This window comes from Shewanella sp. Isolate7 (genome assembly GCF_022398425.1).
Lineage (GTDB): Bacteria > Pseudomonadota > Gammaproteobacteria > Enterobacterales > Shewanellaceae > Shewanella.
The window spans coordinates 14,169-40,502 of sequence record NZ_JAKEVJ010000034.1 but is presented as its reverse complement, the minus strand read 5'-3'; the positions used below and the strand labels follow the sequence as shown (position 1 = coordinate 40,502).

Annotated in this window: 23 protein-coding genes; 17 read left to right on the top strand and 6 right to left on the bottom strand. The window is 54.9% G+C overall.

Annotated features, from left to right (window positions below; genetic code table 11):
• Positions 1 to 241 (top strand): integrase core domain-containing protein (locus L1D47_RS10530; protein WP_239882331.1); only part of this gene is annotated, 241 nt, incomplete at its 5' end.
• 394 nt (positions 242 to 635) lie between these two features.
• Positions 636 to 1,220, top strand: coding sequence for a hypothetical protein (locus tag L1D47_RS10525; RefSeq protein WP_239884681.1), 585 nt, complete (start codon positions 636 to 638; stop codon positions 1,218 to 1,220).
• On the opposite strand, the gene rarD is transcribed toward L1D47_RS10525, so the two are convergent.
• Positions 1,191 to 2,078: an EamA family transporter RarD gene (gene rarD / locus L1D47_RS10520; protein ID WP_239884679.1), complete on the bottom strand. Its 888-nt coding sequence runs from the start codon at positions 2,076 to 2,078 to the stop codon at positions 1,191 to 1,193. The genes L1D47_RS10525 and rarD overlap by 30 nt on opposite strands.
• A gap of 154 nt (positions 2,079 to 2,232) precedes the next feature.
• Positions 2,233 to 2,697 (bottom strand): thioesterase family protein, encoded by a 465-nt coding sequence (locus L1D47_RS10515; protein ID WP_239884677.1) that lies wholly within the window; start codon positions 2,695 to 2,697, stop codon positions 2,233 to 2,235.
• A gap of 237 nt (positions 2,698 to 2,934) precedes the next feature.
• Between L1D47_RS10515 and recQ the strand changes: the two genes are divergently transcribed.
• Positions 2,935 to 4,767 carry a DNA helicase RecQ gene (gene recQ, locus L1D47_RS10510; RefSeq protein ID WP_239884675.1) on the top strand — a complete coding sequence of 611 codons (1,833 nt, stop codon included), beginning with the start codon at positions 2,935 to 2,937 and terminating at the stop codon, positions 4,765 to 4,767.
• Between the two features lie 25 nt (positions 4,768 to 4,792).
• On the opposite strand, the gene L1D47_RS10505 is transcribed toward recQ, so the two are convergent.
• Positions 4,793 to 6,478 carry a histidine kinase gene (locus L1D47_RS10505; protein WP_239884673.1) on the bottom strand — a complete coding sequence of 562 codons (1,686 nt, stop codon included), beginning with the start codon at positions 6,476 to 6,478 and terminating at the stop codon, positions 4,793 to 4,795.
• Between the two features lie 581 nt (positions 6,479 to 7,059).
• On the opposite strand from L1D47_RS10505, the gene leuA reads away from it, so the two are divergent.
• From leuA to glpK, 7 genes are all read left to right on the top strand, one after another.
• Positions 7,060 to 8,631, top strand: coding sequence for a 2-isopropylmalate synthase (gene leuA, locus L1D47_RS10500; RefSeq protein ID WP_239884671.1), 1,572 nt, complete (start codon positions 7,060 to 7,062; stop codon positions 8,629 to 8,631).
• Between the two features lie 55 nt (positions 8,632 to 8,686).
• Entirely contained in the window at positions 8,687 to 9,781 is a 1,095-nt protein-coding gene (leuB, locus tag L1D47_RS10495) for a 3-isopropylmalate dehydrogenase (RefSeq protein ID WP_239884668.1), read from the top strand.
• Entirely contained in the window at positions 9,781 to 11,181 is a 1,401-nt protein-coding gene (leuC, locus tag L1D47_RS10490) for a 3-isopropylmalate dehydratase large subunit (RefSeq protein WP_239884666.1), read from the top strand. The genes leuB and leuC overlap by 1 nt, the downstream gene beginning before the upstream one ends.
• A 9-nt stretch (positions 11,182 to 11,190) precedes the next feature.
• The gene (gene leuD, locus L1D47_RS10485) at positions 11,191 to 11,796 is read left to right on the top strand and encodes a 3-isopropylmalate dehydratase small subunit (protein WP_239884665.1); all 606 of its coding nucleotides are present in this window, start codon (positions 11,191 to 11,193) and stop codon (positions 11,794 to 11,796) included.
• Between the two features lie 566 nt (positions 11,797 to 12,362).
• Positions 12,363 to 13,715: an outer membrane protein transport protein gene (locus tag L1D47_RS10480; protein WP_239884663.1), complete on the top strand. Its 1,353-nt coding sequence runs from the start codon at positions 12,363 to 12,365 to the stop codon at positions 13,713 to 13,715.
• A 206-nt stretch (positions 13,716 to 13,921) separates the two neighbouring features.
• Positions 13,922 to 14,413 carry a nuclear transport factor 2 family protein gene (locus L1D47_RS10475; RefSeq protein WP_239884661.1) on the top strand — a complete coding sequence of 164 codons (492 nt, stop codon included), beginning with the start codon at positions 13,922 to 13,924 and terminating at the stop codon, positions 14,411 to 14,413.
• 11 nt (positions 14,414 to 14,424) lie between these two features.
• Positions 14,425 to 15,921: a glycerol kinase GlpK gene (glpK, locus tag L1D47_RS10470; protein ID WP_239884659.1), complete on the top strand. Its 1,497-nt coding sequence runs from the start codon at positions 14,425 to 14,427 to the stop codon at positions 15,919 to 15,921.
• Positions 15,922 to 16,089: 168 nt separating this feature from the next.
• On the opposite strand, the gene L1D47_RS10465 is transcribed toward glpK, so the two are convergent.
• The 3 genes from L1D47_RS10465 to L1D47_RS10455 all read right to left on the bottom strand — a co-directional run bounded on the left by L1D47_RS10465 (position 16,090) and on the right by L1D47_RS10455 (position 18,486).
• The gene (locus tag L1D47_RS10465; protein WP_239884657.1) at positions 16,090 to 16,386 is read right to left on the bottom strand and encodes a hypothetical protein; all 297 of its coding nucleotides are present in this window, start codon (positions 16,384 to 16,386) and stop codon (positions 16,090 to 16,092) included.
• Between the two features lie 268 nt (positions 16,387 to 16,654).
• The gene (locus L1D47_RS10460) at positions 16,655 to 17,779 is read right to left on the bottom strand and encodes a PepSY domain-containing protein (RefSeq protein WP_239884655.1); all 1,125 of its coding nucleotides are present in this window, start codon (positions 17,777 to 17,779) and stop codon (positions 16,655 to 16,657) included.
• Positions 17,776 to 18,486 carry a peptidase gene (locus L1D47_RS10455; protein WP_239884652.1) on the bottom strand — a complete coding sequence of 237 codons (711 nt, stop codon included), beginning with the start codon at positions 18,484 to 18,486 and terminating at the stop codon, positions 17,776 to 17,778. Before L1D47_RS10455 ends, L1D47_RS10460 begins: the two co-directional genes overlap by 4 nt.
• A gap of 414 nt (positions 18,487 to 18,900) precedes the next feature.
• Between L1D47_RS10455 and mraZ the strand changes: the two genes are divergently transcribed.
• Genes mraZ through mraY form a run of 7 tightly spaced genes read left to right on the top strand, consistent with a single transcriptional unit; the run spans position 18,901 to position 26,334 of the window.
• Positions 18,901 to 19,359: a division/cell wall cluster transcriptional repressor MraZ gene (mraZ, locus tag L1D47_RS10450; protein ID WP_033539377.1), complete on the top strand. Its 459-nt coding sequence runs from the start codon at positions 18,901 to 18,903 to the stop codon at positions 19,357 to 19,359.
• Positions 19,360 to 19,392: 33 nt separating this feature from the next.
• Positions 19,393 to 20,334, top strand: a complete 942-nt coding sequence (rsmH, locus tag L1D47_RS10445; protein ID WP_239884650.1) for a 16S rRNA (cytosine(1402)-N(4))-methyltransferase RsmH — start codon at positions 19,393 to 19,395, stop codon at positions 20,332 to 20,334.
• A gap of 37 nt (positions 20,335 to 20,371) precedes the next feature.
• Positions 20,372 to 20,686, top strand: coding sequence for a cell division protein FtsL (gene ftsL, locus L1D47_RS10440; RefSeq protein WP_041509001.1), 315 nt, complete (start codon positions 20,372 to 20,374; stop codon positions 20,684 to 20,686).
• Positions 20,683 to 22,419, top strand: coding sequence for a penicillin-binding transpeptidase domain-containing protein (locus L1D47_RS10435; protein WP_239884648.1), 1,737 nt, complete (start codon positions 20,683 to 20,685; stop codon positions 22,417 to 22,419). The genes ftsL and L1D47_RS10435 overlap by 4 nt, the downstream gene beginning before the upstream one ends.
• A complete protein-coding gene (murE, locus tag L1D47_RS10430) occupies positions 22,416 to 23,885 on the top strand; it encodes a UDP-N-acetylmuramoyl-L-alanyl-D-glutamate--2,6-diaminopimelate ligase (protein ID WP_239884683.1) in 1,470 nt (489 codons plus the stop codon). The genes L1D47_RS10435 and murE overlap by 4 nt, the downstream gene beginning before the upstream one ends.
• Positions 23,882 to 25,252, top strand: coding sequence for a UDP-N-acetylmuramoyl-tripeptide--D-alanyl-D-alanine ligase (gene murF / locus L1D47_RS10425; protein ID WP_239884646.1), 1,371 nt, complete (start codon positions 23,882 to 23,884; stop codon positions 25,250 to 25,252). The genes murE and murF overlap by 4 nt, the downstream gene beginning before the upstream one ends.
• Positions 25,252 to 26,334, top strand: coding sequence for a phospho-N-acetylmuramoyl-pentapeptide-transferase (mraY, locus tag L1D47_RS10420; RefSeq protein ID WP_041509005.1), 1,083 nt, complete (start codon positions 25,252 to 25,254; stop codon positions 26,332 to 26,334). The genes murF and mraY overlap by 1 nt, the downstream gene beginning before the upstream one ends.

Here is a 26,334-nt window from a genome sequence, read left to right as displayed (position 1 = left end):
GAGTCGACGAGGAAACTGCTGGGACAACAGCCCGATGGAGCGCTTCTTTAGAAGCTTAAAAACAGAATGGATACCGATGACCGGCTATCGGGATATCGGTGAGGCTAAGAGTGAAATTTCGCGATATGTGACGGGGTATTACAGTCAGCTGAGACCACATCAATATAACGGTGGGCTGACACCCAATGAGTCAGAGCGAAGATATTGGCTTGAATACAAAACCGTGGCCAATTTTAGTTGACCACTACACTAGTAGCGTTAGATTCGGAGCAACCGTCTTATAGTGCCAGCCTCATGGCATTAGTCTCATGACACCATCCTCATGGCACCAGTCTCATGACATTAGTCTTGTAACATGAATCGTTTAACGTCAAAAAACAGGTTGACATAATATGTCGTTAAAACCAGACTCTATCTGTTGATTTTCGCTACGGTCTACAAATCACCCTGCTCTTCACGGCTAGGGTCTTCACGGCTAGGGTCTTCACGGCTAGGGTCTTCACGGCTAGGGTCTTCACGGCTAGGGTCTTCACGGCTAGGGTCTTCTCGACTAGAGTCTTCTTGGCTAGGCCGAGATACTAAGCGGTAACCGTTAGCACAAGTGTAAGCCTATCTTTTCTGGAGGATATATAGAGATGGATACTCAAGTCTTTCAACTCACGACCTTTGATTCGACGACGAGCGCTATGTTCCTGTCTATGCTGCTCGGTGTGGCCTTGGTGCTATTGCTATTGAAGATGAAGCCCCTACCTAAGGGGGCGAAATATGCGGCCTCTGGGATGATTATCGCCGTATTGGGATTGCTCTCCTGGGTGTTCTACAAGGCCCATGATGCCAGCATACGTCTCACGCCGACCACTATGCTGGTCGACATCCCGCTTTATCGGGTCGAATTATCACGGCAGAGCTTACTGACTGCTGAGGCTAAAATCCTCAACCTTGATGAAGACGATGCGCCCAAGTTGAGCTATCGCAGCAATGGTGTGGGAATGCCGGGCTATTCCCTCGGCTGGTTTAAGCTGGCCGAAGCCAGCGAAAGCATAGTTAGTGAACAGATAGCTAGTGAACACATAGCCAGCGAAAACATAGCCAGCGCCCTACTGTCTGTCACCAACAGAGAGCGGGTGCTGGTGTTGCCGACGACCGAGGGTTACCTGCTGATCTTGAGTCTAGAGCAGCCGGAGGCCTTGTTAGCCGGCCTGCTTACGCCGACTCTTTAAGGCTAAGTCTAGGGTAAAGATCACCAGCGCACTCCAGATAAAGGCGAAGGTGAGTCCCTTCTCGAGATCGAAGGGTTCGTTAAACAGGCTGACGGCTAGGATAAACATGATGCTGGGGCCGATATATTGAAAAAAGCCCAGTATCGACAGCGGAATACGGGTTGCTGCGCCGGCAAAACACAACAGCGGAACCGAGGTGACGATGCCGGCCGCCATCAGCAGCAGGTTCATCTGCCAGCTGTTTTCCAGGATGCTGGTGCCGTCAAGATTCGTCATCAGGTAGAGTAGGGCCACCGGCACTAAGATGGCCGTCTCGACCAGAAGACCCGTCTTGGCGTCGACATTGACCTTCTTGCGCAGCAAACCATAGACGCCGAATGAGGCGGCGAGCCCCAGCGACACCACAGGAATCGAACCGAAAGAGATCAATTGGATCAGCACGCCGGCGCAGGCCAAAGAGACGGCGACCCATTGGAGCCTGCGCAAACGTTCCTGTAAGAACACCATGCCCAGCAGCACGTTGACCAAGGGATTGATGAAGTAGCCCAGGCTGGCATCGAGCATATGCTCGTTGTTGATTGCCCAGATAAACAGCAGCCAGTTACCGGCGATCAGAATCGAGGTGATCACCAACACGCCAAGTTGTTTGGGCTGTCGAAATAGGGCGCGAAGTTTGGCAAAGCCGCCGATAAATTGCATCAAGATCAGCATGAAGATGAAGGACCAGATCACGCGATGCAGCAGGATCTCAGTCGCCGACACATGATTTAGCAGCTTAAAATAGAGGGGAGCGAAGCCCCACAGGCAGTATGCGCAGATGGCGAGCGCTACCCCTTTACGATACTCAATATCGGCCATAGTTTCGGATTTAGAAAAAGAGCGGGAGAGGCATTGTAGGCGCCTAAACGGCATGACTCAAGCGGCGATCGCCAATCTTTTATGCCCCGGCACTGGTATGGTCCATTGCCAGGGCGTCTCGCTAACTTGACGGGATAAACGGGCGTTGAGGCAGCTAGCCCACCATGTAGGTGCCCGTGCCGAAGGCGATATGAGAGCCCTTCTCGTTGTGCAGCTCCATGCGGCAGACGGAGACCCGATTACCGGCCCTTATCACTGTGCCCGTGCCGGTAAAGATCTCGCCGCGCCCCGGCCTGAGATAGTCGATACGCAAGTCTATGGTGCCTAAGGTTTGCAGGCGTTTCTGCAGATCTTCCAGTTGCCAGTCTTCGCGGCTGGCCACCAGGCCGGAGAAGGCAGTCAGTCCGCCCACCACATCGAGTATAGTTGCCGTCACGCCGCCGTGAAGGATCTGCTGGTGGATATTACCTATGAGGTCTTTGTGCATCTTAACCTCGACCTCGACGCCCTGGAGATCGTAGCGCTTGATATCCATGCCTAGCAGGTTGTGAAAGGGGACCTTGGTATCGAAGATGTCGGCTACGCTAGCCAGGGTCTGCGCTTGTATGGGCGTCGTCATAGGGGCACTCCTTGTTTTGTCCTACGCCGCTTGCGGGGTACAAGAGGGTTAAATTTGGCACTCGTTAGCCCGATGGCTAGAGCATTTAATCTATCGCTAATGCACAGGACACTGCAAGCCTGTGGACAAAATTTCAGCAATCGATGGGGGCCAGGTGACAATTAATACCCGGATAGATGAGACAAGCCGAGCCGCCTTGATTAGAATAAGCGGCCAAATTGACGATTACTGAGCACCATGGACTTAGCCTTAACCTCTGCCGATGTGACCCAAAGCGATCCGCTCGCCGACTGCCTGCAGACGGTGTTTGGCTATCGCACCTTCAGGACGGGTCAACGTGAGGTGATAGACACTGTCTGTGGTGGCCTGGACGCCCTGGTGATCATGCCAACCGGCGGGGGGAAGAGCCTGTGCTATCAACTACCGGCACTCGTCTTACCCGGGTTGACGCTGGTGGTGTCACCGCTTATCTCTCTGATGAAAGATCAGGTCGATAGCCTGAAACAGATGGGGGTTGCGGCGGCCTATCTCAACTCGTCACAGTCGCGGGAAGAGGCGCTGACCATCTATCGTCAGCTGCATAAAGGCGAGCTCAAGCTGCTTTATGTCTCCCCGGAGCGGCTGCTGACCGACAGCTTTATCGAGCGGTTACGCAATCTGCCGCTCTCCCTCTTTGCTATCGATGAGGCGCATTGTATCTCTCAGTGGGGCCATGACTTCAGGCCCGAATATGCGGCGCTTGGTCGGCTGAAGCAGCTGTTTCCTCAGGTGCCCATGATGGCGCTGACGGCCACAGCCGACAAGGCGACCCGAGTAGATATCTGTCAGCGACTGGGGATCGCGCCTTTCGAACTGCTCACCAGTTTCGACCGGCCCAACATTCGTTATACCGTGGCGGAGAAGCTGAATGTCGCCAATCAGCTCAGACAGTTTATTCAGGCGCAGAATGGCAACAGCGGTATCATCTACTGCAGCAGTCGGCGCCGGGTGGATGAGGTAGCCGAGCGTCTGCGCATGCAGGGGTATCAGGCCGATGCCTATCATGCGGGCAAGACCCAGGAGGAGCGCGCCGATATTCAGGAGCGTTTCCTTAAGGATCAATTGGATATCGTAGTGGCAACCGTGGCCTTCGGCATGGGGATAAACAAGTCCAACGTGCGTTTCGTGGTGCATTACGACATTCCCAAGAGCGTCGAGGCCTATTATCAGGAGACAGGTCGCGCCGGCCGTGACGGCCTGGATGCCGAGGCCTTCATGCTGTTTGACCCCGCCGATATTGGGCGCGTGCGTCATCTTATCGAGCAGCAGGAGCCAGGGCCACAGCAACAGGTGGAATACCATAAGCTCAATACCATGGCGGCCTTTGCCGAGGCGCAAACCTGTCGCCGTCAGGTGTTATTGCACTATTTCGATGAGAGTGCCTCCGAGCCATGCGGCAACTGCGATATCTGCCTGGATCCGCCGAAGCGTTATGATGGCGTCAAAGATGCCCAGAAGGTGCTCTCCTGCATCTTCCGTCTGCAGCAGAAGTTTGGTGTGAATCATCTTATTGAGGTGCTCCGCGGTTCCAAGGCGGCCTCTGTGGTCGACCGTGGCCACGACAAGTTGTCGACCTGGGGCATAGGCAAGGATAAGAGCCATGAGTTCTGGCTCAGTATCATTCGTCAGATCATCCACCTAGGCTTCGCCAGTCAGGATATTACCCGAGGCTCCGCCATTAAGCTCAATCCCCAGGCGCGGGCGGTGCTCAAGGGCGAGCAGCCGCTCCAGCTCGCCGAGCCGCGTATCAGCATCACCACACACGTGAAGCGCCGCAGCACTAGCCGGGCGCCAATCAATTACGACAGGAAACTGTTTGCTCGCCTGAAGCAGCTGCGCCGCAGCTTGGCCGAAGAGCTGGATGTACCGCCTTATCTGGTGTTTAACGATGCCACCCTGGCCGAGATGGCGGGCATGCTGCCGACCAGCCCTGGCGAGATGCTGGCGGTCAATGGCGTGGGAGAGACCAAGCTTGAGCGTTTCGGCGGCGACTTCCTCGACGAGATCAACGATTACCTCACCCGTGGCTAAGTAAGTTGCTGCCTGGCTCGCGGATTCAGTGTGCCTGCTGGCCGCTGTATTTACTCAACTGATCGACACTGGCCCGCTTAACCAGCGAGGAGAGTGTGTCGTGATGCTGCATCACCGCCATCCCCATGTTGACCCGGGTACCGTTTTGCAGCGGCGTGATGATCTCGCTCAGCTGACGAGCGATGAGCTGTGCCCCCGCCAACGAGGTGAAGGGCAGCATGATCAGTATCTGATCGGCGCTGGTGCTGAGCAAGATATCCTGCTGACGTATCTTCTGCGATAAGCGGCTTAGCAGCCTATCCACATCGGCTTTGGCCAGATGGCTGGGGTTGATCAGCAAGATGGTGATAGGAAAACCTATCTGCTTGGCACTGGTCAGCAGGGCTTCCATCTTCTCCTGGGGGCTCATGGGTTCATCTCTCTGGCTCACCGGCAGCGGCGCCTTAGGCATTCTGATACGGTTGAGGAGAATGAAGAGGGTCAGTAGCAGGAAGAGCACCAGGATACCGATTAATCCATAGCTGTCGCTAATGTTGGCGTCGAGCTTGATGGGCTTTGGTTGACTGGCCTGGGCAAGTTGTTGGTAACGTCCCAGCTGCGCCTTGATCTGGAGTAGGCGGGTGTCTTTAAGAAATTCGTAGCTGCGCTGAGCCATCTCGAAGCGTTTCAGTTGATATTGATAGGCCTCCTTGTACTGGCCGATGTCGGCAAAATAGCGGCTCAGGCTGCCATAGCAGTAGACGAGCTCGTCAAACTGATTAGTGCGCTCGCCGATGGCGATCGCCTTCTGCATCAGCTCGGTCCCCAGGGCCTGATTGCCATTTGCTAATTGAATATTGGCCAGCAGACGGTTGGCCCTCAGGGTGTCGTTGATCTTCTTCTGCTTGTCGAAGGTGTTGAGGGCGATATTGAGTAGCTGGATGGCGCTCTTGTCATTTCCCCTGAGAAACTCGATCTCCGCCAGCTGGGTGTAACTCTCTGCCAGTTCGGTTGCCGTGGCTAATTCGGGCAGTAAGATCTTGGCCTCGAGCACCATGTCATCCCTGAACTTCACCTCTTGGTTGTAGTGGGCAATCTTGGCCAGGGTGAGCAGTACTGTCAGTCGCACCTTGCCCGTGGTCTGTTCGGAATCGAGCGCGACTCTGGCATTGTTGAACGCCTGGTTATAGAGCCCCTTGGTTCTCAGCAACTCGGCCATGGCCAGTTGCACATAGGGCCTTGGCGGGGTAAGCCATTGTGGCCTCTGCTTCTCGGTATCCGGGTAGATGTCTAGGGCCAGACGCAGATCTTCCAGGGCACTGCTCTGGCTCTCGATATGAGTATCTATCCTGCCGCGTAGCATCAGGCCGTTGACCAATGACTGAGGCTGCTGCTGTTCGCGCGAGAGATAGATGGCCGAGTCCAGCAGGGTCAACGCCTGTCTTAGATCGCCATAATCGATATAGGCCGCGGCCATACAGTTGAGAAAATAGGGGCTGAGCTGGTTGAGTTTTAGGGACTTGGCCTTGGCTTCGCTCATACGGCCCAGGTTGATGGCGGCCTCATTCTCACCGAGCTGGACGAAGGCCTCACACTTGAGCAGCGCGAGCCTGAGACGATTTTCGTCAGACGTGTCTTCCTGATCCAGGCGTTGTTCCAGCGCCGAGATCTGTGTCAGTGTCTTGTTGGGATATTGGTAGACGGTTTGGGCCAACTCATCTAACTCTGTCATAGTGTCCCCATAAGCGGGGATCAGCCACAGGCTGAGACTTAACACTATGAGACGAAAATCCATTTTTAAAAGCTCCGGAACGAGTGTGCTATATCTGTTTCCATTGGCGGCATTATACTGATTTTTCATCAGCAATTGCATAAAAAATAGTACCCGCGGTTGGAATCAGAGGGAATGCTCGACAAATGACCTAGTATGCTGAATTTAATCACTTAGTCACTCTTGTGAGCAAATTAATGGTTAGATTTGCGCAGTTAATCAAGATTTTTATCTGGTCTAATGTGGCAAACATGAAAAATATGGGGTTGACTATTGCACAGACACACGTTAAATATTAATCAATCTTTCGAAGCGAAACGAATAATTAATTACTTTTATTGAATACAATGACGACTATTAACCGTGCACTCCTCAGCCTCCTCATTCTCATTCTCGCAGGTCCTGCGCGGAGAATGTAGTGTTGCACGCTTAATAACACACCCAGCATTCATAAACCCCGCGCCCAACAACGCGGGGTTTTTTTGTTTATGGATTCGACGAACACCCAAAATTAGAGCCTAGACGTACCATGGAGAAACCAGATGTCTAACCGAGTGATAATATTTGATACGACCTTACGAGATGGTGAGCAAGCATTAGCGGCGAGTTTAACGGTTAAGGAAAAGCTACAGATAGCACTGTCACTCGAGCGTCTGGGAGTGGACGTCATGGAGGTGGGGTTTCCCGTCTCATCGCCGGGAGATTTCGAATCGGTACAGACCATTGCCCGCACCATCAAGAATAGCCGAGTCTGCGCCTTAGCCAGGGCATTGGAAAAAGATATCGACGCCGCGGCCCAGTCTCTGTCTGTGGCGGATCAGTTCCGTATCCATACCTTCATCTCTACCTCGACCATACATGTGGAGAGTAAGTTGAAGCGCTCCTTCGACCAGGTATTGGATATGGCGGTAGGCGCGGTGAAATATGCCCGCCGTTTTACCGACGATGTGGAGTTTTCCTGTGAAGACGCAGGTCGTACTCCCATAGATAACCTGTGTCGCATGGTTGAGGCCGCTATCAAGGCGGGGGCCAAGACGATCAATATCCCCGACACCGTCGGCTATACGGTGCCGAGCGAGTTTGGCGGCATCATTCAAAATCTGTTTAACCGTGTGCCTAACATCGACCAGGCGGTGATCTCGGTGCACTGTCATGATGATTTAGGCTTGTCAGTGGCGAACTCCATCACCGCGGTGCAGCACGGGGCGCGTCAAATCGAGTGTACCGTTAACGGTATCGGTGAGCGCGCCGGTAACTGCTCCCTGGAAGAGATCGCCATGATCATCGCCACCCGCAAGGCCAGCCTGGGGCTGGAGACGGGGATCAATGCCAAAGAGATCCATCGTACCTCTAACCTGGTGAGCCAGCTGTGTAACATGCCGGTGCAGGCCAACAAGGCGATCGTCGGTGCCAATGCCTTTACTCACTCCTCGGGTATTCATCAGGATGGTGTGCTCAAGTCGCAAAATACCTATGAGATCATGACGCCAGAGAGTATCGGCCTTAACCGCAACAACCTGAACATGACCTCCCGCTCCGGCCGTCACGTGATCAAACATCGCATGGAAGAGATGGGTTACGGCGAGCAAGACTACGACATGGACACCCTGTATGAGGCCTTCCTGAAGCTGGCCGACAAGAAGGGCCAGGTATTCGATTACGACTTAGAGGCGCTAGTGTATGTGGAGGCTCAGGCGGAAGATGAGAACCACTATGGACTGCAGCAGCTGGTGGTGCACTCGGATTCTACCCAGGGGCAGGCGACAGCCACAGTGACCTTAAGCATCGACGGCGAGTCGGTGACCGAGGCCGCTACAGGTAACGGCCCGGTGGATGCGGCCTATAAGGCGATTGCCCGCGCCAGTGGCTGTGAAGTTAACATCAGCAGCTATCAGCTCAGCGCCAAGGGAGAGGGCCAAGACGCCCTGGGGCAGGTGGATATCACAGCCAATTACCATGAGCAGAGTTTCCACGGTGTCGGCCTGGCGACCGATGTGGTCGAGGCCTCGGCGGCAGCACTTATTCACGTGATGAATCTCACCTGGCGTGCCGACAAGGTGGCCGAGAACAAGCACAAGCTAAAACAGGCGCGCACCGAGTTGGGTGGCATATAACAAATTTCAAATTTAACAGTATAAAGACAATTAATTGCAGGGAGTTACTTGAGGTATGAGTTATCAAGTCGCGGTATTGGCCGGTGATGGGATAGGTCCCGAGGTCATGGTCGAAGCACGTAAGGTGCTAAAGGCGGTAGAAGAGCGTTTCTCGTTGGATATCGAGTATAGCGAGTATGATGTGGGCGGTGCGGCCATCGACAAGCATGGTTGTCCCTTACCCGAGTCGACCCTAAAGGGTTGTGAGGCGGCCGACGCCATCTTGTTCGGTTCGGTGGGCGGCCCTAAGTGGGAACATCTACCGCCTAACGATCAGCCAGAGCGTGGCGCCTTGCTGCCACTGCGGGGGCATTTCGAACTGTTCTGTAACATGCGTCCGGCTAAGCTGCATGGTGGCCTGGAGCATATGTCACCGCTGCGCAGCGACATTTCGGCTCAGGGCTTCGACGTGCTGTGTGTACGCGAGCTAACCGGTGGAATCTATTTTGGCAAGCCAAAGGGGCGTCAGGGAGAGGGAGAGCAAGAGGAAGCCTTCGACACCATGCGTTATAGCCGCCGCGAGGTACGCCGTATCGCTAAGATAGCCTTCGAGGCGGCTCGCGGTCGTCGTAAGAAGGTCACTTCGGTGGATAAGGCCAACGTGCTGGCCTGCTCAGTCCTGTGGCGTGAGGTGGTCGAAGAGGTGGCCAAGGATTTCCCCGACGTGGAGCTGGAACACATCTATATCGACAACGCCACCATGCAGCTGCTGCGCCGTCCCTTCGATTTCGATGTGATGCTCTGCTCTAACCTGTTTGGTGACATCATCTCCGATGAGATCGCCATGCTGACAGGTTCCATGGGCTTGCTCTCGTCGGTGAGCCTCAACAGCGACGGCTTCGGCCTTTATGAGCCCGCCGGGGGCAGCGCGCCGGATATCGCCGGCCAGGGCATAGCTAACCCGATTGCGCAGATCCTGTCTGCGGCGCTGTTACTGCGTCACAGCCTCAAGGAGGAAGCGGCAGCCAAGGCGATTGAAGACGCGGTCGCCAAGGCATTGAGCGATGGCTACTTAACTGGAGAACTCTTGAGCGCGGATCAGCGTGACAAGGCAAAATCAACCCGCGAAATGGGCGACTATATTGCCCAGGCAGTCAGAGAGGCAAACTAATGGCGAAGACACTCTATGAAAAGGTATGGGACAGCCATATTGTAGCCGCCCCCGAAGGGGAGGCGCCACTTATCTATGTGGATCGCCATCTGGTACATGAGGTGACTTCGCCTCAGGCCTTCAGCGGCTTAAAAGTCGCGGGCCGAAAATTAAGGGCGCCAGAGAAAACCTTTGCCACCATGGATCACAACACCTCGACCAAGAGCGCCAGCCTGGATGCACTCAGTCCCATGGCGCGCACTCAGGTGGAGACCCTGGCACAAAACTGTAAAGAGTTTGGCGTGCGCCTCTACGACATTCATCATAAGAATCAGGGGATCGTCCATGTGATGGGCCCTGAGCTTGGCATTACATTGCCGGGCACAGTGATCGTTTGCGGCGACTCGCACACCGCGACTCATGGCGCGTTCGGCGCCTTGGCCTTCGGCATTGGCACCTCTGAGGTGGAGCATGTGATGGCCACCCAAACCCTGCGTCAGCTCAAGGCCAAGACCATGAAGATCGAGGTGAGTGGTCACGTGGCCGAGGGGATCACCGCTAAAGATATCGTGCTGGCCATCATCGGCAAGATAGGCATGGATGGCGGTACTGGCTATGTGGTCGAGTTCTGCGGTGAGGCGATTTCGGCCCTGTCGATGGAGGGCCGCATGACCGTCTGTAACATGGCGATCGAGATGGGGGCCAAGGCGGGTATGATAGCGCCGGATCAGACTACTATCGATTACCTCGAAGGCCGCGAGTTTGCTCCTAAGGGCGAAGCTTGGCAGCAGGCGGTCGTCGCCTGGCAGGCGCTGAAGTCTGATGATGATGCCGTGTTCGATGCCCATGTGGTATTAGAGGCGAGCGATATCGCCCCGCAATTGACCTGGGGTACCAATCCGGGTCAGGTGGTGGCCATAGATGAGTGTGTGCCTAACCCCGAAGATGAGTCGAATCCTACGGTTAAGGCCAGTATCGAGAAGGCGCTCGATTATGTGGCGCTGACCCCTGGTACTCAGATGACAGACGTCAGCATCAACAAGGTGTTTATCGGCTCCTGTACCAACTCGCGCATCGAAGATCTGCGCTCGGCGGCTCACCAGGCAAAGGGGCGTAAGGTGGCTGAGGGCGTCACGGCAATCGTGGTACCCGGCTCTGGTCTGGTAAAAGAGCAGGCGGAGGCGGAAGGTCTGGATAAAATCTTCATCGACGCCGGGTTTGAATGGCGCCTGCCGGGTTGCTCCATGTGTCTGGCGATGAACGATGACAGGCTGGAGGCGGGGGATCGCTGCGCCTCCACCAGTAACCGTAACTTCGAGGGGCGTCAGGGACGCGGTAGTCGCACTCACTTGGTGAGTCCAGCCATGGCCGCCGCTGCGGCGATTGCCGGTCACTTTGTCGATATTCGCAAGCCATACTAGGAGGGAGCGATGCAACCATTTACTACACACACAGGGCTTGCGGTGATCATCGACAGTGCCAATATCGATACGGATCAGATCATCCCTAAGCAGTTTCTCTCCAAGGTCACCCGTGACGGTTTTGGGGTTCACCTGTTCCATGACTGGCGTTATCTGGATGATGCCGGCGATCAGCCTAACCCAGAGTTCAGCCTGAATCAGCCGCGCTATCGGGGCGCCTCCATCTTGCTGGCCAAGGAGAACTTTGGCTGTGGCTCGAGCCGCGAGCATGCGCCTTGGGCCCTGGCAGATTTTGGCCTTAAGGTGATCATCGCGCCTAGCTTTGCCGATATCTTCTATGGCAACGCCATCAACAACGGTCTGTTGCCGGTTCGCCTGACCGAGGCGGAGGTGGTGCAGCTAATGCAGGAGGTTGAAGCCGAAGAAGGGGCGCAGGTGAGCGTGGATCTGCAGGCGCAGACGGTGACCTCACCTTCGGGAGCAAGTTTTAGCTTCGAGATCGCTCCATCGGCGCGCCATAATTTGCTCAACGGCCTGGATGCCATAGGCATCAGCCTGGGTTATGCCGATGCGATAGCAGGTTATGAGGCCGAGATCCCAAGCTGGCGTGCCTAACTTCTAGTGCCTAATGTTTAGTGCCTAAAACCAGAAAAGGTGAGCCGGTTTTAGCGCTGTTATAGCGGGCTCATGCCAGTTGGCGTACATCTGTACCTTAGAGGATATGAATCAAGCCGACCGCAGTTTTCTGCGGTCGGCTTTTTGTTTACATTAGCGGCGATGAATCTTGTTAAGCACTTAAATTTCAGGTGTTTACGTTTGGTTTTTGCCGTGAGATTGCTAGGTGTTCAACAACCTAGTGATTTATGCTGGTGGTTTTGTTGTTTTCAGGCGTACAAGTGTTATTTTGATATTTCGTGCTTAGTTGTTTGTTTTTATTTATATTTGTCTGTTTTTGTTGATTTGCTTGAATCCCATTAAGTGAACGTTGATCACATTTTTACGCTTTGGTGAGTGTTTAAAAATCGGTTGTGGTCGGTTTTTGTATGCTATTAAGCGCCTCCATCAGTATAATTCGCTTAAATTGATTATTTGCTTGTAAAGATATTCTGCATCAGTAGACTGCGGCTCACTCAATGACTGGAGCCTTTGCTCTAGGTTGTCATAATAACAAGAGAGCCATGATGAAGAAGCATATTTTATCTTTAGCTGTTGTTGCCGCTATCGCAGCACCGCTGTCTCAAGTTCAGGCCGCTGGATTTCAACTTGCCGAATATTCTGCCACGGGTCTAGGCCGTGCATTTGCGGGTGAGGCGGCCATGGCCGACAACGCCGCCGCTCAGGCGCGTAACCCTGCGATGTTGACCTACCTCGAGGGACGTCAGCTATCACTGGGTGGTATCTATGTCATGCCAAACGTCGATGTCGAGGGTGACGTCACCCTGGCTTCGCCGGTACTCGGGCCACAGCCTGTCACCATGAACGCCGATGCCTTAGACGTGGCGGGCGACGCGCTGGTCCCCAACTTCTACTACTCGAATCAGCTTAACGATCAGTGGACCTGGGGTTTAGCCGTTAACTCTAACTATGGTCTGGCGACCGAGGTGCCGAGTACACATCCTACCGCGATCTTCGGTAAAGAGACCTCTGTAACCACAGTCGAGTTTAATCCTAACCTGGCTTATAAGATCTCTGAGGCCTTCTCTGTGGGCGCGGGTCTGCGTATCGTCTATGGCGAAGGTAAGATTGGCGCTTCGACACCGGCTTGGGTCGATGGTATCAAGGCGATTCCTACGCTGCCCGCCGAGGTGGCCGGCGCGCTACCACCGGGTGGCACTAGCCTGAAATCGATGGAAGGCGATGATATCGGCTATGGTTGGCAGTTGGGTGCCAGTTGGCAGATAAACCCGGCGCACCGTATCGGTCTGGCCTATCACAGTGGTGTCGAACTGGAGCTTGATGGTCACGCCTCTGGCCTGATCTACAACGGTGGTCAGGATGTGGAGATCGAGGGTTATATGCCGCTCGAACTACCGGCCTTTGCCGAGCTTGCCTCTTTCCATCAGCTCACCGAAAACTGGGCCATGCATGCCAGTGTGAACTGGACTCAGTGGAGCGTGTTCGATCGCCTGGTGGCTTATTTCCCTGGCGAGCAGAAGCCAGTGGGTGGCCTGGAGTCTGATCTGGTGAAAGTCGAGAACTTCAAAGACAACTGGCGTTTCGCCCTGGGTACCAGTTATCAGCTAAACGATAAGTGGTTGCTCCGTGGCGGTGTTGCGCTGGACAAGACGGCGGTAGAAGATGAGTATCGCACCATCACCATCCCTGATTCTGACCGCTTGTGGTTCAGTGCGGGCGCTGGCTACCAAGCCTCTAAGAATCTGACGCTGGATTTTGCCGTGACTTACATCAAGGCCCACGGCGATGCACCGATCAACGAGACCATGAACCTGATGAATCTTGCTCAGGTGAGCTTTAGCGGTGACGCGGGTGGCGATGTCTGGCTGGTAGGTGCTCAGCTAAGCTATAAGATGTAACTCGCCAACAGGTTATTGAACGAAAACCGAAATGCCTCACCTGTGTGAGGCATTTTTTTATCTGAATATTTATTGGCTATCTGAACTTCATCGGATTATATTCGTCTAATTATCAACATTTTTTTAGCTTAATTGCATTCATTGATTGCCGCTCGGCTGAGGCTCATGGGGCAATAGGTGCGATAACCAACAATAAGAGGTGTCCCATGAAACCCTATCTTCTGGCTGCAAGCATAGCGTTACTGCCACTCTCGGCCTTGGCCGATCCGAGTGCGACGCAAGTGGTGAAAGGGTTTATCGACGCCTATAACCAACACAGTGTCGAGCAGATGCTGACCCATGTATCGGACGATGTGCGCTGGATGCATATCTCTGGCAGCAAGATAGAGGTGGAAACCTCGGATAAGGCGCAGTTCGGCGCCGCCATGACAGATTATTTCGAGACTCTCACCGGCGCCCAGGCCAGCATCATAGAGCTGATCGAATCGTCTCACTTTGTCAGCACGGTAGAGCGTGTGACCTGGGAAAACGATGGTGAGCAACTCAGTCAATGCAGCATAGGGAATTTCCGTGTGCAGGACGGAAAGATCGCCGAATTCTGGTATCTGCCCGCCCACGCCTGTGACGAGCAGCTCGAGGCCGTACATGAGGTTGAGCCTGCATCTATGGTCGATCCGAATCAGCCTAGCCAGCAGTAGCGGAGGCGTTCGTGCAGCAGAAGTATGTAATTGCGCTCGATCAGGGCACGACCAGTTCACGTACCATCATCTTCGATCATGACGCCAATGTCGTGGCCATCTCCCAACGAGAATTTTCTCAGATCTACCCTAAGGCGGGTTGGGTGGAACACGATCCCATGGAGATCTGGGCCTCCCAAAGCTCGACCCTGATCGAGGCGCTGGCCAGGGCGGGGATCCACAGCGATGAGGTGGCTGGCATCGGCATCACCAATCAGCGTGAAACCACCATCCTGTGGGACAAGACCACAGGCAAACCTGTCTATAACGCCATCGTCTGGCAGTGTCGTCGCAGTCAGCCTCTGTGCGAGTCTCTGAGAGAGGCGGGTTATGAGGAGTACATCAGGCAAAATACCGGTCTAGTGTTAGATCCCTATTTCTCCGCCACCAAGATCCGATGGATCTTAGACAACGTCGAAGGCGCCAGAGAGAAGGCCGAGGCCGGTGACTTGCTGTTTGGCACCATAGATACCTGGCTGGTGTGGAAACTCACCGAGGGAAAGGTGCATGCCACCGACCCTACCAATGCCTCGCGCACTATGCTGTATAACATTCACCAGCAGGCCTGGGATCCCGTGCTACTCGAGGCCCTGGATATTCCCGCGAGTATCCTGCCCGAGGTGAAGCCCTCCTGCGCCGTGTATGGCAAGACACGTATCGCCGGGGAGGGGGGCGAGATCCCCGTGGCTGGCATGGCGGGGGATCAACAATCGGCCCTATTTGGCCAGCTGTGTATCGACGAGGGGATGGCCAAGAACACCTATGGCACTGGCTGTTTCCTGTTGATGAATACCGGCTTACAGGCGGTGCAGTCTAACCATGGCCTGTTGACCACCATCGCCGTGGGGCCTAAGGGTGAGGTGAACTATGCCCTAGAGGGCTCGGTATTCATGGGGGGCGCCACCATTCAGTGGTTACGTGATGAATTGGGACTGATTCGCGATGCCCAGGACACCGAATATTTTGCCCTCAAGGTCAATGATAACAATGGCGTGTATCTGGTGCCTGCCTTTGTGGGGCTCGGGGCGCCTTATTGGGACGCCAGCGCCCGCGGTGCCTTGGTCGGCCTTTCCAGAGGCGCCAATCGTAACCATATCATTCGCGCCGCACTCGAGGCGATCGCCTACCAGAGTCGGGATCTGCTCGATGCCATGACCAAAGACAGTGGCGTCGAGTTGAAACAGCTCAAGGTCGATGGTGGTGCCGTGGCCAACGATTTTCTGATGCAGTTCCAGGCGGACATTACCGATGTCGAGGTGCAGCGTCCTAAGGTGACGGAAACCACGGCCATGGGCGCGGCTTTCTTGGCGGGGCTAGCCGTCGGCTTCTGGCAATCTACGGCCGAATTAAAACACAAGGCGGGTGTCGAGCGCTGCTTTAATCCTGCTATTGCGGATGAAGAACGTGAGGCCTTGTATCTGGGCTGGAAACGCGCGGTTGCCCAGGTGACCAGCGAGTCACTGAGCTAGGAATATTATACCAATCGTAATAAACAATTGATCATTCTAGCTTGTTAAAACGCTCGATAACTGTATTAGTATTTTTAGTTGTAGAATAACTACTTATCTAAAAATCCTGCTTTGTTCTCAAGCGTTTTTCCTGCGCTATTTCTGATCACATGTTTACTGTGATTGGTATTAGACGTCGATATCGACATGGGGCAGTGGTGAATCCAGTGCCTCTTCTTCGGCTTGTTTCTGCGCCTGTTGGCGTCGCGACTGGCCGCGGCGATCATCGCGTCCGGGTCTGGGGTTGATGCGCCTGTCGCCGCGGCGACGACGTTCCTGGTGGGGCGGCAGCTGCGACTGAGGCGCCTCATGGCTGTCGGCATGGATGGGATCCGTGTGTTCCGTTTGTTCCACCACGCGCTTACGCTTCACGACCTGCTGTACCGGCCTTGCTAACATGGCATACAGGCTATCTAGGGAAAGCATCTCTCCTCCTTTTTAGGTTAGGTGTAATACCAATCGTAATAAATAATTGATCATTCTAGCTTGTTAAAACGCTTGATAACTGCATTAATATTTTTAATTGTAGAATAACTACTTATCTAAAAATCTTGCTTTGTTCTCAAGCGTTTTTCCTGCGCTATTTCTGATCAAATACTTACTGTGATTGGTATAACTCTTCTAACCTATTCTATCGGCTGCTTTTGCTTAAAATTTAGACACCTGTTTGTTATTTTTGTTCAGAGAGCCGTTTTTATTCAAGAGGGCTGCTTTCGTTCACAAGGGGGGCCTGGGCTGGCGTTAAGCTGGGGTCGGCCTCTGCCTGCGCCTTTTGCCAGTATCTTAGCTGGGCGCGGCTGGTGAGGGCGAGCTTGCCTTGGTGGCCGTTGTGCTGACAGCTGAGGCGAATCCCCTGAGCCAATAGCTCTTCCTTGAGACGCGCGCGCTCCTCTGGGGTCGGCTGAGGAGCTTGATCCACAAAGCGCACGCGGCACATGCCACAATGACCGCCACCGCCGCACTGGCTGGCAATCCGATTTCGGTCATGATTGAGATTATCCAGCAGATTACCAGGCGCCAGAGTGATATTTTCAAGCGGCTCACCGTTGGGGGAGAGCAGAGTCAGCCGACTCTTCTTCTTGCTTGCGAGGCTAATTAGCTGCCAGCTGGTATAGTCGCCTGCGGCAAGTTTACGAACCAGCACCCAGGTGCCGCTGAGTCCGAGCAGCAGGGCGGCGAAGGCAATCAGCTGGGTGGCGAGATGATTGAAGCTCACGCCATTGTCGGGGAAATAGTCGATAAAATGCAGCATGAAGAGTAGCTGCTTGAATCCTGAGCCTAAATTCTCATGGGCCTTGACCTGGCCGCTCTGGCCATCGATGAAGATCTGTGTGCTCCGCTCATCGTGAGTGTCGATGCGGTAGAAGGCCGGATTGCCCCCATAGCGCTGCGCCGCTGCCTCATCGAGTATCGGTTCGGATAAGACAGCTTCTCCCCGGTAACTCTGCTTGGCAAGTCGCGTCAATTGCTCCCTATTGAGATTTACCGCCTCGCCGGTATCGGCCCAAAAGGCATGGCTCCCGTTGCTCGTCTTGATGCGATAGATGGGGCGATCGAGCAGTGTATTGAGCTCGACCCGTTTAAGGTATATCTGCTTGGTGCCACTGCCTGTGAGCTGCGCCGTTATCTCGGCAAGCGTCACTTTGGGGGAGATCAACTGGGCCTTTTCGGGGTTGGCGCGCAGGGCGTTGGCATCTAGCAATGGATCGTCAATCAGGTTAAATGCCAGGCCGGTCAGGGTCCAGATGAGAAGCTGGGCACCGACGATGAGGCCCAGGATGCGATGTATGCTTCTCGCGTTAATCATATTTAGACTCATGCGGCCTCCTCCTCGCCACGCTTAAAGGCGATGAGCAGAAGCAGGGCACCGGAAAGCGCCGTGAGTAGTGCCAGCAGGCTAAAGCCTGTCAGTAATGGATTGTGCACATCTTCTCGGGTGTCATAGTCCATGATGTGTAGCATCCACATGACATCGAACAGACGCCAGAAGTCGTGGCGCTTGGTGACCAATTCACCGCTACTGGCCGAGATATAGAGGCGTGAGTCGAAGGCATCGTTTAGGTTTATCTGCCACAGGGGCAGGTGTCGTCCGCCGACTTCGGCAGGTGCCGACTCGGTTAACAGCTCAGCACTGGCGCCGGATAAGTTGCCAGGGGAGAGGCGGGCGGCGACCTTCATGGCGGCCTGCTGGCTTAATGGTTCAAGCGGCTCACCATCTTGTCCCGAGAAGTACAGGGGCTTACCTGCTAGATTGAGTTTATAGACGGGTCCGAGCGCGGTAGGCAGCAGCTCGAGCTTGGTGGCCTCGGGATAACGCGAGAGGATTGCCTCGGGCGAAATGCTGGCGAGTTTGCCCTCTAGGGTGAGTTGACTGTCATCGACGAGATGATCGCCATGGATATAGTCGATATCCATCAGCACCATGTAGAGACCGGAAATTAACCAGATGAGCAGTTGCGCCCCGAGAAAGAGGGTCAACCATTTGTGTGATTTTCGAAGCCAGCGGCCTTGTTTGGGAGTCAGCATAATTTTGTGTTTTTATTGGCCATCATAGGGATCAAGCGGCGTTTGAGCAAGCCATAATGGGTCTGAGTCCAATCGTTTAGGGTCGAACAGGCATACACGTTTCATCTGCCCAGATGGATCCTGGCGATCATGGCCTCAATTTGGGACGGCGATCCACTTATCGATCCATTAAAGCTTGTAGGCCCTCCACTTCTGTTTGTTTTTTCAACATATTTGTCCTCGAAATTCCCACAAATCTCCCCTAGTTTGACTGTAGTTACAAATTTACAAACTGGCTGCTAACCCGCTTGAATACTGGCTTTATAAATGGTTGCATCCCTTGACAATGCTTGCACACTATCTCTAAACTTAGCATTTGTGGGAAATTGTGGATATTTGTGGATCTATTAACCAAAAAAACAAGGACGAGCTAACGTGTTTCGTGGAGCGAGTGCTATTAATCTTGACGCCAAAGGCCGGATCGCGATCCCCAAGCGATACCGCGAGAGCCTGCACGTCGAATTTAATAGCCAGTTGGTGATCACGGTCGACTTCGACGCCGCCTGTTTACTCATCTATCCACTCGAGGCTTGGAAGCAGATAGAAGCCAAGCTGTTATTGCTGTCAGATACCCAGGGACCCGAGCGCGCCATGAAGCGTTTGCTACTCGGTTATGCCCATGAATGCGAGTTAGATAGCAATGGTCGCATTTTACTGCCCCCACCGCTACGTCAATACGCCAACCTGGAAAAGCACGCGATGCTGGTGGGCCAGTTGAACAAGTTTGAGCTGTGGGATGAGGCGGCCTGGCAGCAACAGATTGAACTTAGCCGTGAAACGATTCAAAGCGATGCCTTTGCCAACAGCGAGCGTTTGGCGGACTTCTCTTTGTGATAAGAGAATAACCATAAGTTAAAGAAGAGAGCGATGACTCAAGAATTTGCGCATTTATCCGTGCTGCTGACGGAAACGGTAGCCGGACTCAACATCAAGCCTGACGGCATCTATATCGATGGCACCTTCGGTCGCGGCGGACACTCTCGCGAAGTGCTCAAGCAACTTGGCCCCAATGGCCGCCTGGTTGCCATAGATCGCGATCCTCAGGCGATCGCTGCCGCAGAGCAATTTGCCGATGATGCGCGTTTCTCTATCGTTCATGGTGGATTTGGCCAGTTGGCCCAATATGTCGACGATCTGGGCCTGAGAGGCAAGATCGACGGCATACTGTTCGATTTCGGCGTCTCTTCGCCGCAACTTGACGATGCCGAGCGCGGCTTCAGTTTCCTGCGTGACGGTCCGCTGGACATGCGCATGGATAACTCCCAGGGGGAGACGGCCGCTGAGTGGCTGGCCCGCGCCGAGATAGAAGATATGGCCTGGGTATTTAAGACCTATGGCGAGGAGAAGAACGCTCGCCATATTGCCCGCTGCATCGCCGCCGACAGAGACAAGACGCCTTTCTTGCGTACCAAGGAGCTGGCGGATCTGATTGCCAGGGTGAGCAAGAGCAAGGAGCGCAACAAGCATCCGGCCACCCGCGTGTTTCAGGCGATCCGTATCTATATCAACAGCGAGCTGGAGCAGATCGATCAGGCGCTGGAAGGCGCGGTGACCGTGTTGGCTCCTCGTGGACGCCTGTCGGTGATCAGCTTCCATTCGCTGGAAGATCGTATGGTGAAGCGCTTCATTCGCCGCCATAGCCAGGGCGAGTCGGTACCCCATGGGTTGCCGCTCACCGAGGCGGAAATTAATAAGACACGATTACTCAAGGCCGTGGGTAAGGCGATTAAGCCGTCGGCCGAAGAAATTGACCGTAATGCCAGGGCGCGTAGCTCAGTGTTGCGGGTTGCCGAGCGATTAGAGTACTAATCCCGTCGAGCAGACGTGAGAGACTAGGGGAACGCTAGTGAGTAAGTCACAACTTAACCTGACTCGTATCGTATTACTCGATCTTTGGCATCACAAGTGGGTGCTCTTGATGGCTTTTATTGTGATTGCGAATGCCGTTCTGGTGGTTTATACCAGCCATTCCAGTCGCAAATACACCAGCCAGTGGGATCAGTTGCTGCAAGAGCGCGACCGCTTGGATATCGAATGGCGCAACCTGTTGCTGGAAGAGCAGTCGCAGTCGGAACACAGTCGGGTGACACGGATTGCCACGAAAGAGCTGGACATGAAGCGGCCGTTACCCAATGAAGAAGTGGTGGTGAGAGTACCATGAGCAAGCAGGCCAAACGTAAACAGAAACCACAGCTGATCCACTGGCGTCTCTACGTCGTGGTCGGTTTCGTGTGTCTGCTGTTTACCAGCTTGGTGGGCCGCGCCGCCTATATTCAGATCATCGAGCCGGAAAAGCTGCGTCACGAGAGTGACATGCGCACCCTACGCACCACGAGTAACGAGGTGCATCGTGGCATGATCACCGACCGCAATGGTGAGATGCTGGCGGTCAGTGTGCCGGTCAAGGCTGTCTATGCCGATCCTAAGGTGGTGCATGATCGCAACGGTTTCGCCGATATGCGTCGCTGGCAGGCGCTGGCCGATGTGCTGCACGAGCCCAAGGAGAAGATCCTGGCGCGGGTGCAGTCTAACCCCAAGAAACGTTTTACCTACCTCAAGCGTCAAGTCACCCCGGCGGTGGCCGAGTATATCAAGCAGCTTAAGCTGCCCGGCGTCTATCTTAAGGCGGAGTCACGTCGCTACTATCCTACTAGTGAGATCAGCGCGCAGTTGGTGGGCCTGACCAATATCGACGACGTGGGTATTGAGGGGATCGAGAACACCTATAACGACTGGCTCACCGGTACGCCGACCAAACACAAGGTGCGTAAATCCCGTGACGGCCATGTCGTCGAGCGCCTGGATACGGTGCAAACCGGCGAAAGCTCTAACGATCTGGTGCTGAGTATCGATCAGCGTATCCAGCAGCTGGCTTATCGCGAGATTAAGCGTGCCACCGAGATCAACCAGGCCACCTCTGCCTCAATCGTGGTGCTGGACGTGCACACGGGCGAGGTGTTGGCCATGGCAAACACCCCCAGCTATAACCCCAACTCCCGCGATAACCTGCAAAGCTATCGTATGCGTAACCGTGCCCTGACCGACGCCTATGAGCCGGGATCCACCATCAAGCCCTTCGTGGTCGCCGCGGCGCTCGAGGCGGGTACCATCAAGGAAGATCAGATCTTCAAGACGCATCCGGGCCGCGTGCGTATCGGCGGCAAGATAGTGCGTGACGGCCGTAACTACGGCGATATGTCCCTGGGTGATGTATTGGTGCATTCCAGTAACGTGGGGATGACGCAGATCGCCCTGTCGATGCCGGTACAGGAGCTGCTGGGTTACTACCAGGCCATGGGACTGGGTAACTATTCGGGCATCAACCTGCCAGGTGAGAGTGCCGGTCTCATCCATGATCGTCGTCGTTGGTCCGATTTCGAGCGGGCAACCCTCTCCTTTGGTTATGCCCTGACGGTGACACCGCTGCAGATCGCCCGCATGTACGCCATGCTGGGCAGTGGTGGCGTGTTGTATCCCTCTTCGATTCTCAAGCTTAAGAAGGCGCCCGAGGGAGATCAGGTGATCTCGCCCGAGGTGGCTCGCAGCGTGATGCAGATGCTGATCGGTGTTACCGAGCCTGGCGGTACCGCCAAGAAGGCCCATATCGACGGCTATCCGGTTGCGGGGAAGACGGGTACCGCCCGTAAGGCCGTGGCCGGTGGCTATGGCGAAGATTATGTCGCCCTGTTTGCCGGGGTCGCGCCTGTGCACAATCCAAGACTCGCCATGGTGGTGGTGGTCAATGAGCCTAAGGGCGATCGTTATTATGGCGGCGATGTGGCCGCTCCCGTGTTTGCCAAAGTGATGTCAGGGGCACTACAGATGTTAAATGTTGAGCCGATCAGTGCTCGAGAAAAAGTTCAATTGGCCGGTAATGTCAGGAGGGGCGAATAATGCAGCTGTGCGATCTCCTTGCCCCCTGGTTTCACTATGCCGGCGGTGAGTCACTCAGTCATCTGACGCTGGATAGCCGAGAGATAGGCCAAGGCAGCGTGTTTGTTGCCGTGCCGGGCCACAGCGTCGATGGACGGGATTTTGTCGATGCCGCCCTTTCACAGGGAGCCGTGGCGGCGCTGATTCATACCGACGATCCGGGGCTGCATGGCAAGGTGAGTCAAGAAGATGGCCTAAGGATCTACTTTTTTCAGCTGCAACGGCAGCTGTCGGCACTCGCCTCTCAACTCTATGTGCTGGGGCGGGACAGAATCAAGCTGATCGGCGTGACGGGCACCAATGGTAAGACATCGGTGACCCAACTGATCGCTCAGCTGAGCCAAGGTTTGAGCCAGCCGAGCGCCGTTATGGGCACCCTGGGCAACGGCATGTGGGGACAGCTGGTCGATAGCGGCAACACCACGGCCGACCCGATCACTGTGATGCGTCAGCTCAAGGAGTTTGACCAACAGGGCGCTGCTGTCTGTGCCATGGAGGTCTCCAGTCATGGCCTGGTGCAGGGACGTGTCGATGCCGTGCCCTTTGACGTGGCCGTGTTTACCAACCTAAGCCGGGATCACCTGGATTATCATGGCTCTATGGATGCCTATGGCGCAGCCAAGCAGCGCCTGTTTAGATTCAGCTCCTTAAGCCATGGTTTGATTAACCTAGACGATCCCGTGGGGCGTCAGTGGATACAGGATAAACGCTGTAAGGGCCTGGTGGGCTTTAGCATTCAGGGCCAGGAAGACGCCTCTATCTATACCAAAGCGGTCAGGCAACATGCTCAGGGCGTCAGCGCGACGCTGGTCTGGCCCGAAGGCGAGGCGAAAATCGACTCGCCGCTACTGGGCACCTTTAACCTGTCTAATCTGGTGGCGGCCCTGGGGGCACTCTATCTGAGCGGATATTCGATGGCGCAGTTGCTGACTCAGGTATCCAGCCTTAAGCCTGTGGCGGGACGCATGGAGCGTTTCACCACTCAAGACAGCGTCACCCTGGTGGTGGACTATGCCCATACGCCGGATGCCATAGAGCAGGCGCTTAAGGCCCTGCGCGGTCATTGCCGTGGCAAGTTGTGGTGCGTCTTCGGTTGTGGTGGCGACCGTGACAAGGGCAAGCGTCCCCTGATGGCCCGCGCCGCCGAAGACAACGCCGATTGCGTCATGGTCACCAGCGATAATGCGCGTAGCGAAGATCCCATGGCGATCATCAATGATGTGCTGGCCGGGCTAAACAAGCCGCAGGTCGGCTTGACTCAGGTCGACAGGCAAAAGGCGATCCGCGAGGTAGTGACTCTGGCATCCAGCGGCGATCTGATTTTGCTGGCCGGCAAGGGCCATGAGACCTATCAGGAGATCGCCGGCAAACGCCTGGATTATGATGAACGTGCCCTAGCGGCAGCCATTGCGAGGGGCGGCAAATGATTCCACTGCGACTGTCAGAATTAGCCAAGGTGCTCGGTGCCCAACATGTTGGCATTGATCTTAGTGTCAGCAAGGTCTCGAGCGATAGCCGTGTGGTGGACTCTCAAACCCTGTTCGTCGCCCTCAAGGGTGAGCGCTTCGATGCCCATGATTTTGCCGCCAAGGCGGTGGCCGATGGCGCCAGCGCCCTACTGGTCGAGCGTGAGCTGCCGATCGCGGCGCCTCAGCTTGTTGTGGCTAACAGCCAGAAGGCTATGGGCCAGATAGGTGCCTATGTGAAGCAGTGTGTCGCGCCTAAGAGCGTGGCCCTCACCGGCTCCAATGGCAAGACCAGCGTGAAGGAGATGGTGGCGACCATATTGTCGACCCAGCATCAGGTGCTTTACACCGCAGGCAACTTCAACAACGAAGTGGGCGTGCCTTTGACCCTGCTGCGTCTCGAGCCGCAACACGAATACGGGGTGTTCGAATTAGGCGCCAATCATCTCGGTGAGATTAATTACACTTCATCTTTAGTGCAACCCGATGTGGCGATGGTTAATAATGTCGCCTCGGCGCATCTCGAGGGATTTGGCTCGCTGGAAGGCGTGGCTAAGGCTAAGTCGGAGATCTTCCTCCACCTGGCTAAGGATGGTGTCGCCGTGATCAATGCCGACGACGCATTTACCGATGTGATGCGCCGCGCGGCCGCTAGCCATACCCAGTTGAGTTTTTCTTCCCAGGGGAATCCAGCAGATGTCAGCGCCGACGAGCTCAGTGCAGATGCCTTGGGCTGTTATCGCTTTTGTCTCAGTTACCGAGGCGAGCGGCGTCAGGTCAGCCTGCCGCTGTCGGGTCGTCACCAGGTGAGCAATGCCCTGGCGGCAACCAGCATCTGTTTGGCGCTGGGCTTGTCACTGGATGAGATAGTTCAAGGACTGATGCAGCTGCAACCCGTGAAGGGCCGTATGCAGCCGACTCGTCTGGGACGCTTCTTGCTGATTGACGATACCTATAACGCCAATCCGGCCTCTGTGGGGGCGGCAATCGACTGGCTTCAAGAAATTGAAGGAAATCGCTGTTTAGTGCTGGGCGATTTAGGCGAATTAGGTGACAATGCGTCCCTTTTACATCGGCAGCTGGGCGAGAAGGCCAAGCAGCAGGGGATCGATGCCTTGTATTCACTGGGAGAGTTGAGTCGGGCGAGTAGCGAGGCTTTCGCCGGCAAGCACTTCACCGACTTAGATGCATTGGTTGTTGATTTAGTTAGTTATTTTAACCAGTTAACCGGCAAGGTGACTGTGTTAGTTAAGGGGTCTCGAAGCGCCAAGATGGAGCGAGTTGTCGAGGCTCTCATTGCCGCCTTTGAGCGCAAGGAGTTGTTTTAATGCTGGTTTATCTGGCTGATTATCTAACCCAGTTTTATTCTGGGTTTAACGTTTTCTCTTATGTGACCTTCAGGGCGATCCTGGGGCTGTTGACCGCCATGGTGTTTAGCCTGTGGTGGGGGCCTAAGATGATCGAGCGTCTGCAACTGCTGCAGATAGGTCAGGTGGTCCGTAACGAAGGCCCCGAGTCCCACTTTGCCAAGCGCGGCACGCCAACCATGGGCGGCCTGTTGATCTTGGCTGGCGTGTTCATCAGTGTGCTGCTCTGGGGGGACTTGGGTAGCCGCTATGTGTGGGTCATGCTCTTCGTGCTGGGCGCCTTCGGCTTGATCGGCTTTATCGACGATTACCGCAAGGTGGTCCGCAAGGACACCAAGGGGCTTATTGCGCGCTGGAAGTATATCTTGCAGTCCCTGGCGGCTCTGGCGATCGCCTTCTACCTGTATGCGTCTGCCGGTAATGCTGGTGAGACTCAGTTGGTGCTGCCCTTCTTCAAAGATGTGATGCCGCAGCTGGGTGCTTTCTTCATTCTGCTGGCCTACTTCACTATTGTCGGCTCGAGCAACGCGGTGAACCTAACCGACGGTCTCGATGGGCTGGCGATTATGCCTACCGTGATGGTTGCGGCGGCCTTTGCGCTGATCGCCTACCTGTCGGGCCATGTGCAGTTTGCTAACTATCTGCATATTCCTTACCTGCCTGGCTCGGGTGAGCTGGTGATCGTCTGCACCGCCATCGTCGGCGCAGGCTTAGGTTTCCTGTGGTTCAACACCTATCCGGCTCAGGTTTTCATGGGCGACGTGGGGTCGCTGTCTCTGGGCGCGGCGCTGGGCACCATCGCCGTATTGGTGCGCCAGGAGATCTTACTGGTGATCATGGGCGGCGTATTTGTGATGGAGACGGTTTCAGTGATCCTGCAGGTCGGCTCTTATAAGTTACGCGGCCAACGCATCTTCAGGATGGCACCCATACATCATCATTATGAGTTGAAAGGTTGGCCTGAACCCAGAGTGATCGTGCGTTTCTGGATCATCTCCCTCTTCCTGGTGTTGCTAGGCCTAGCAACCTTAAAGTTAAGGTAA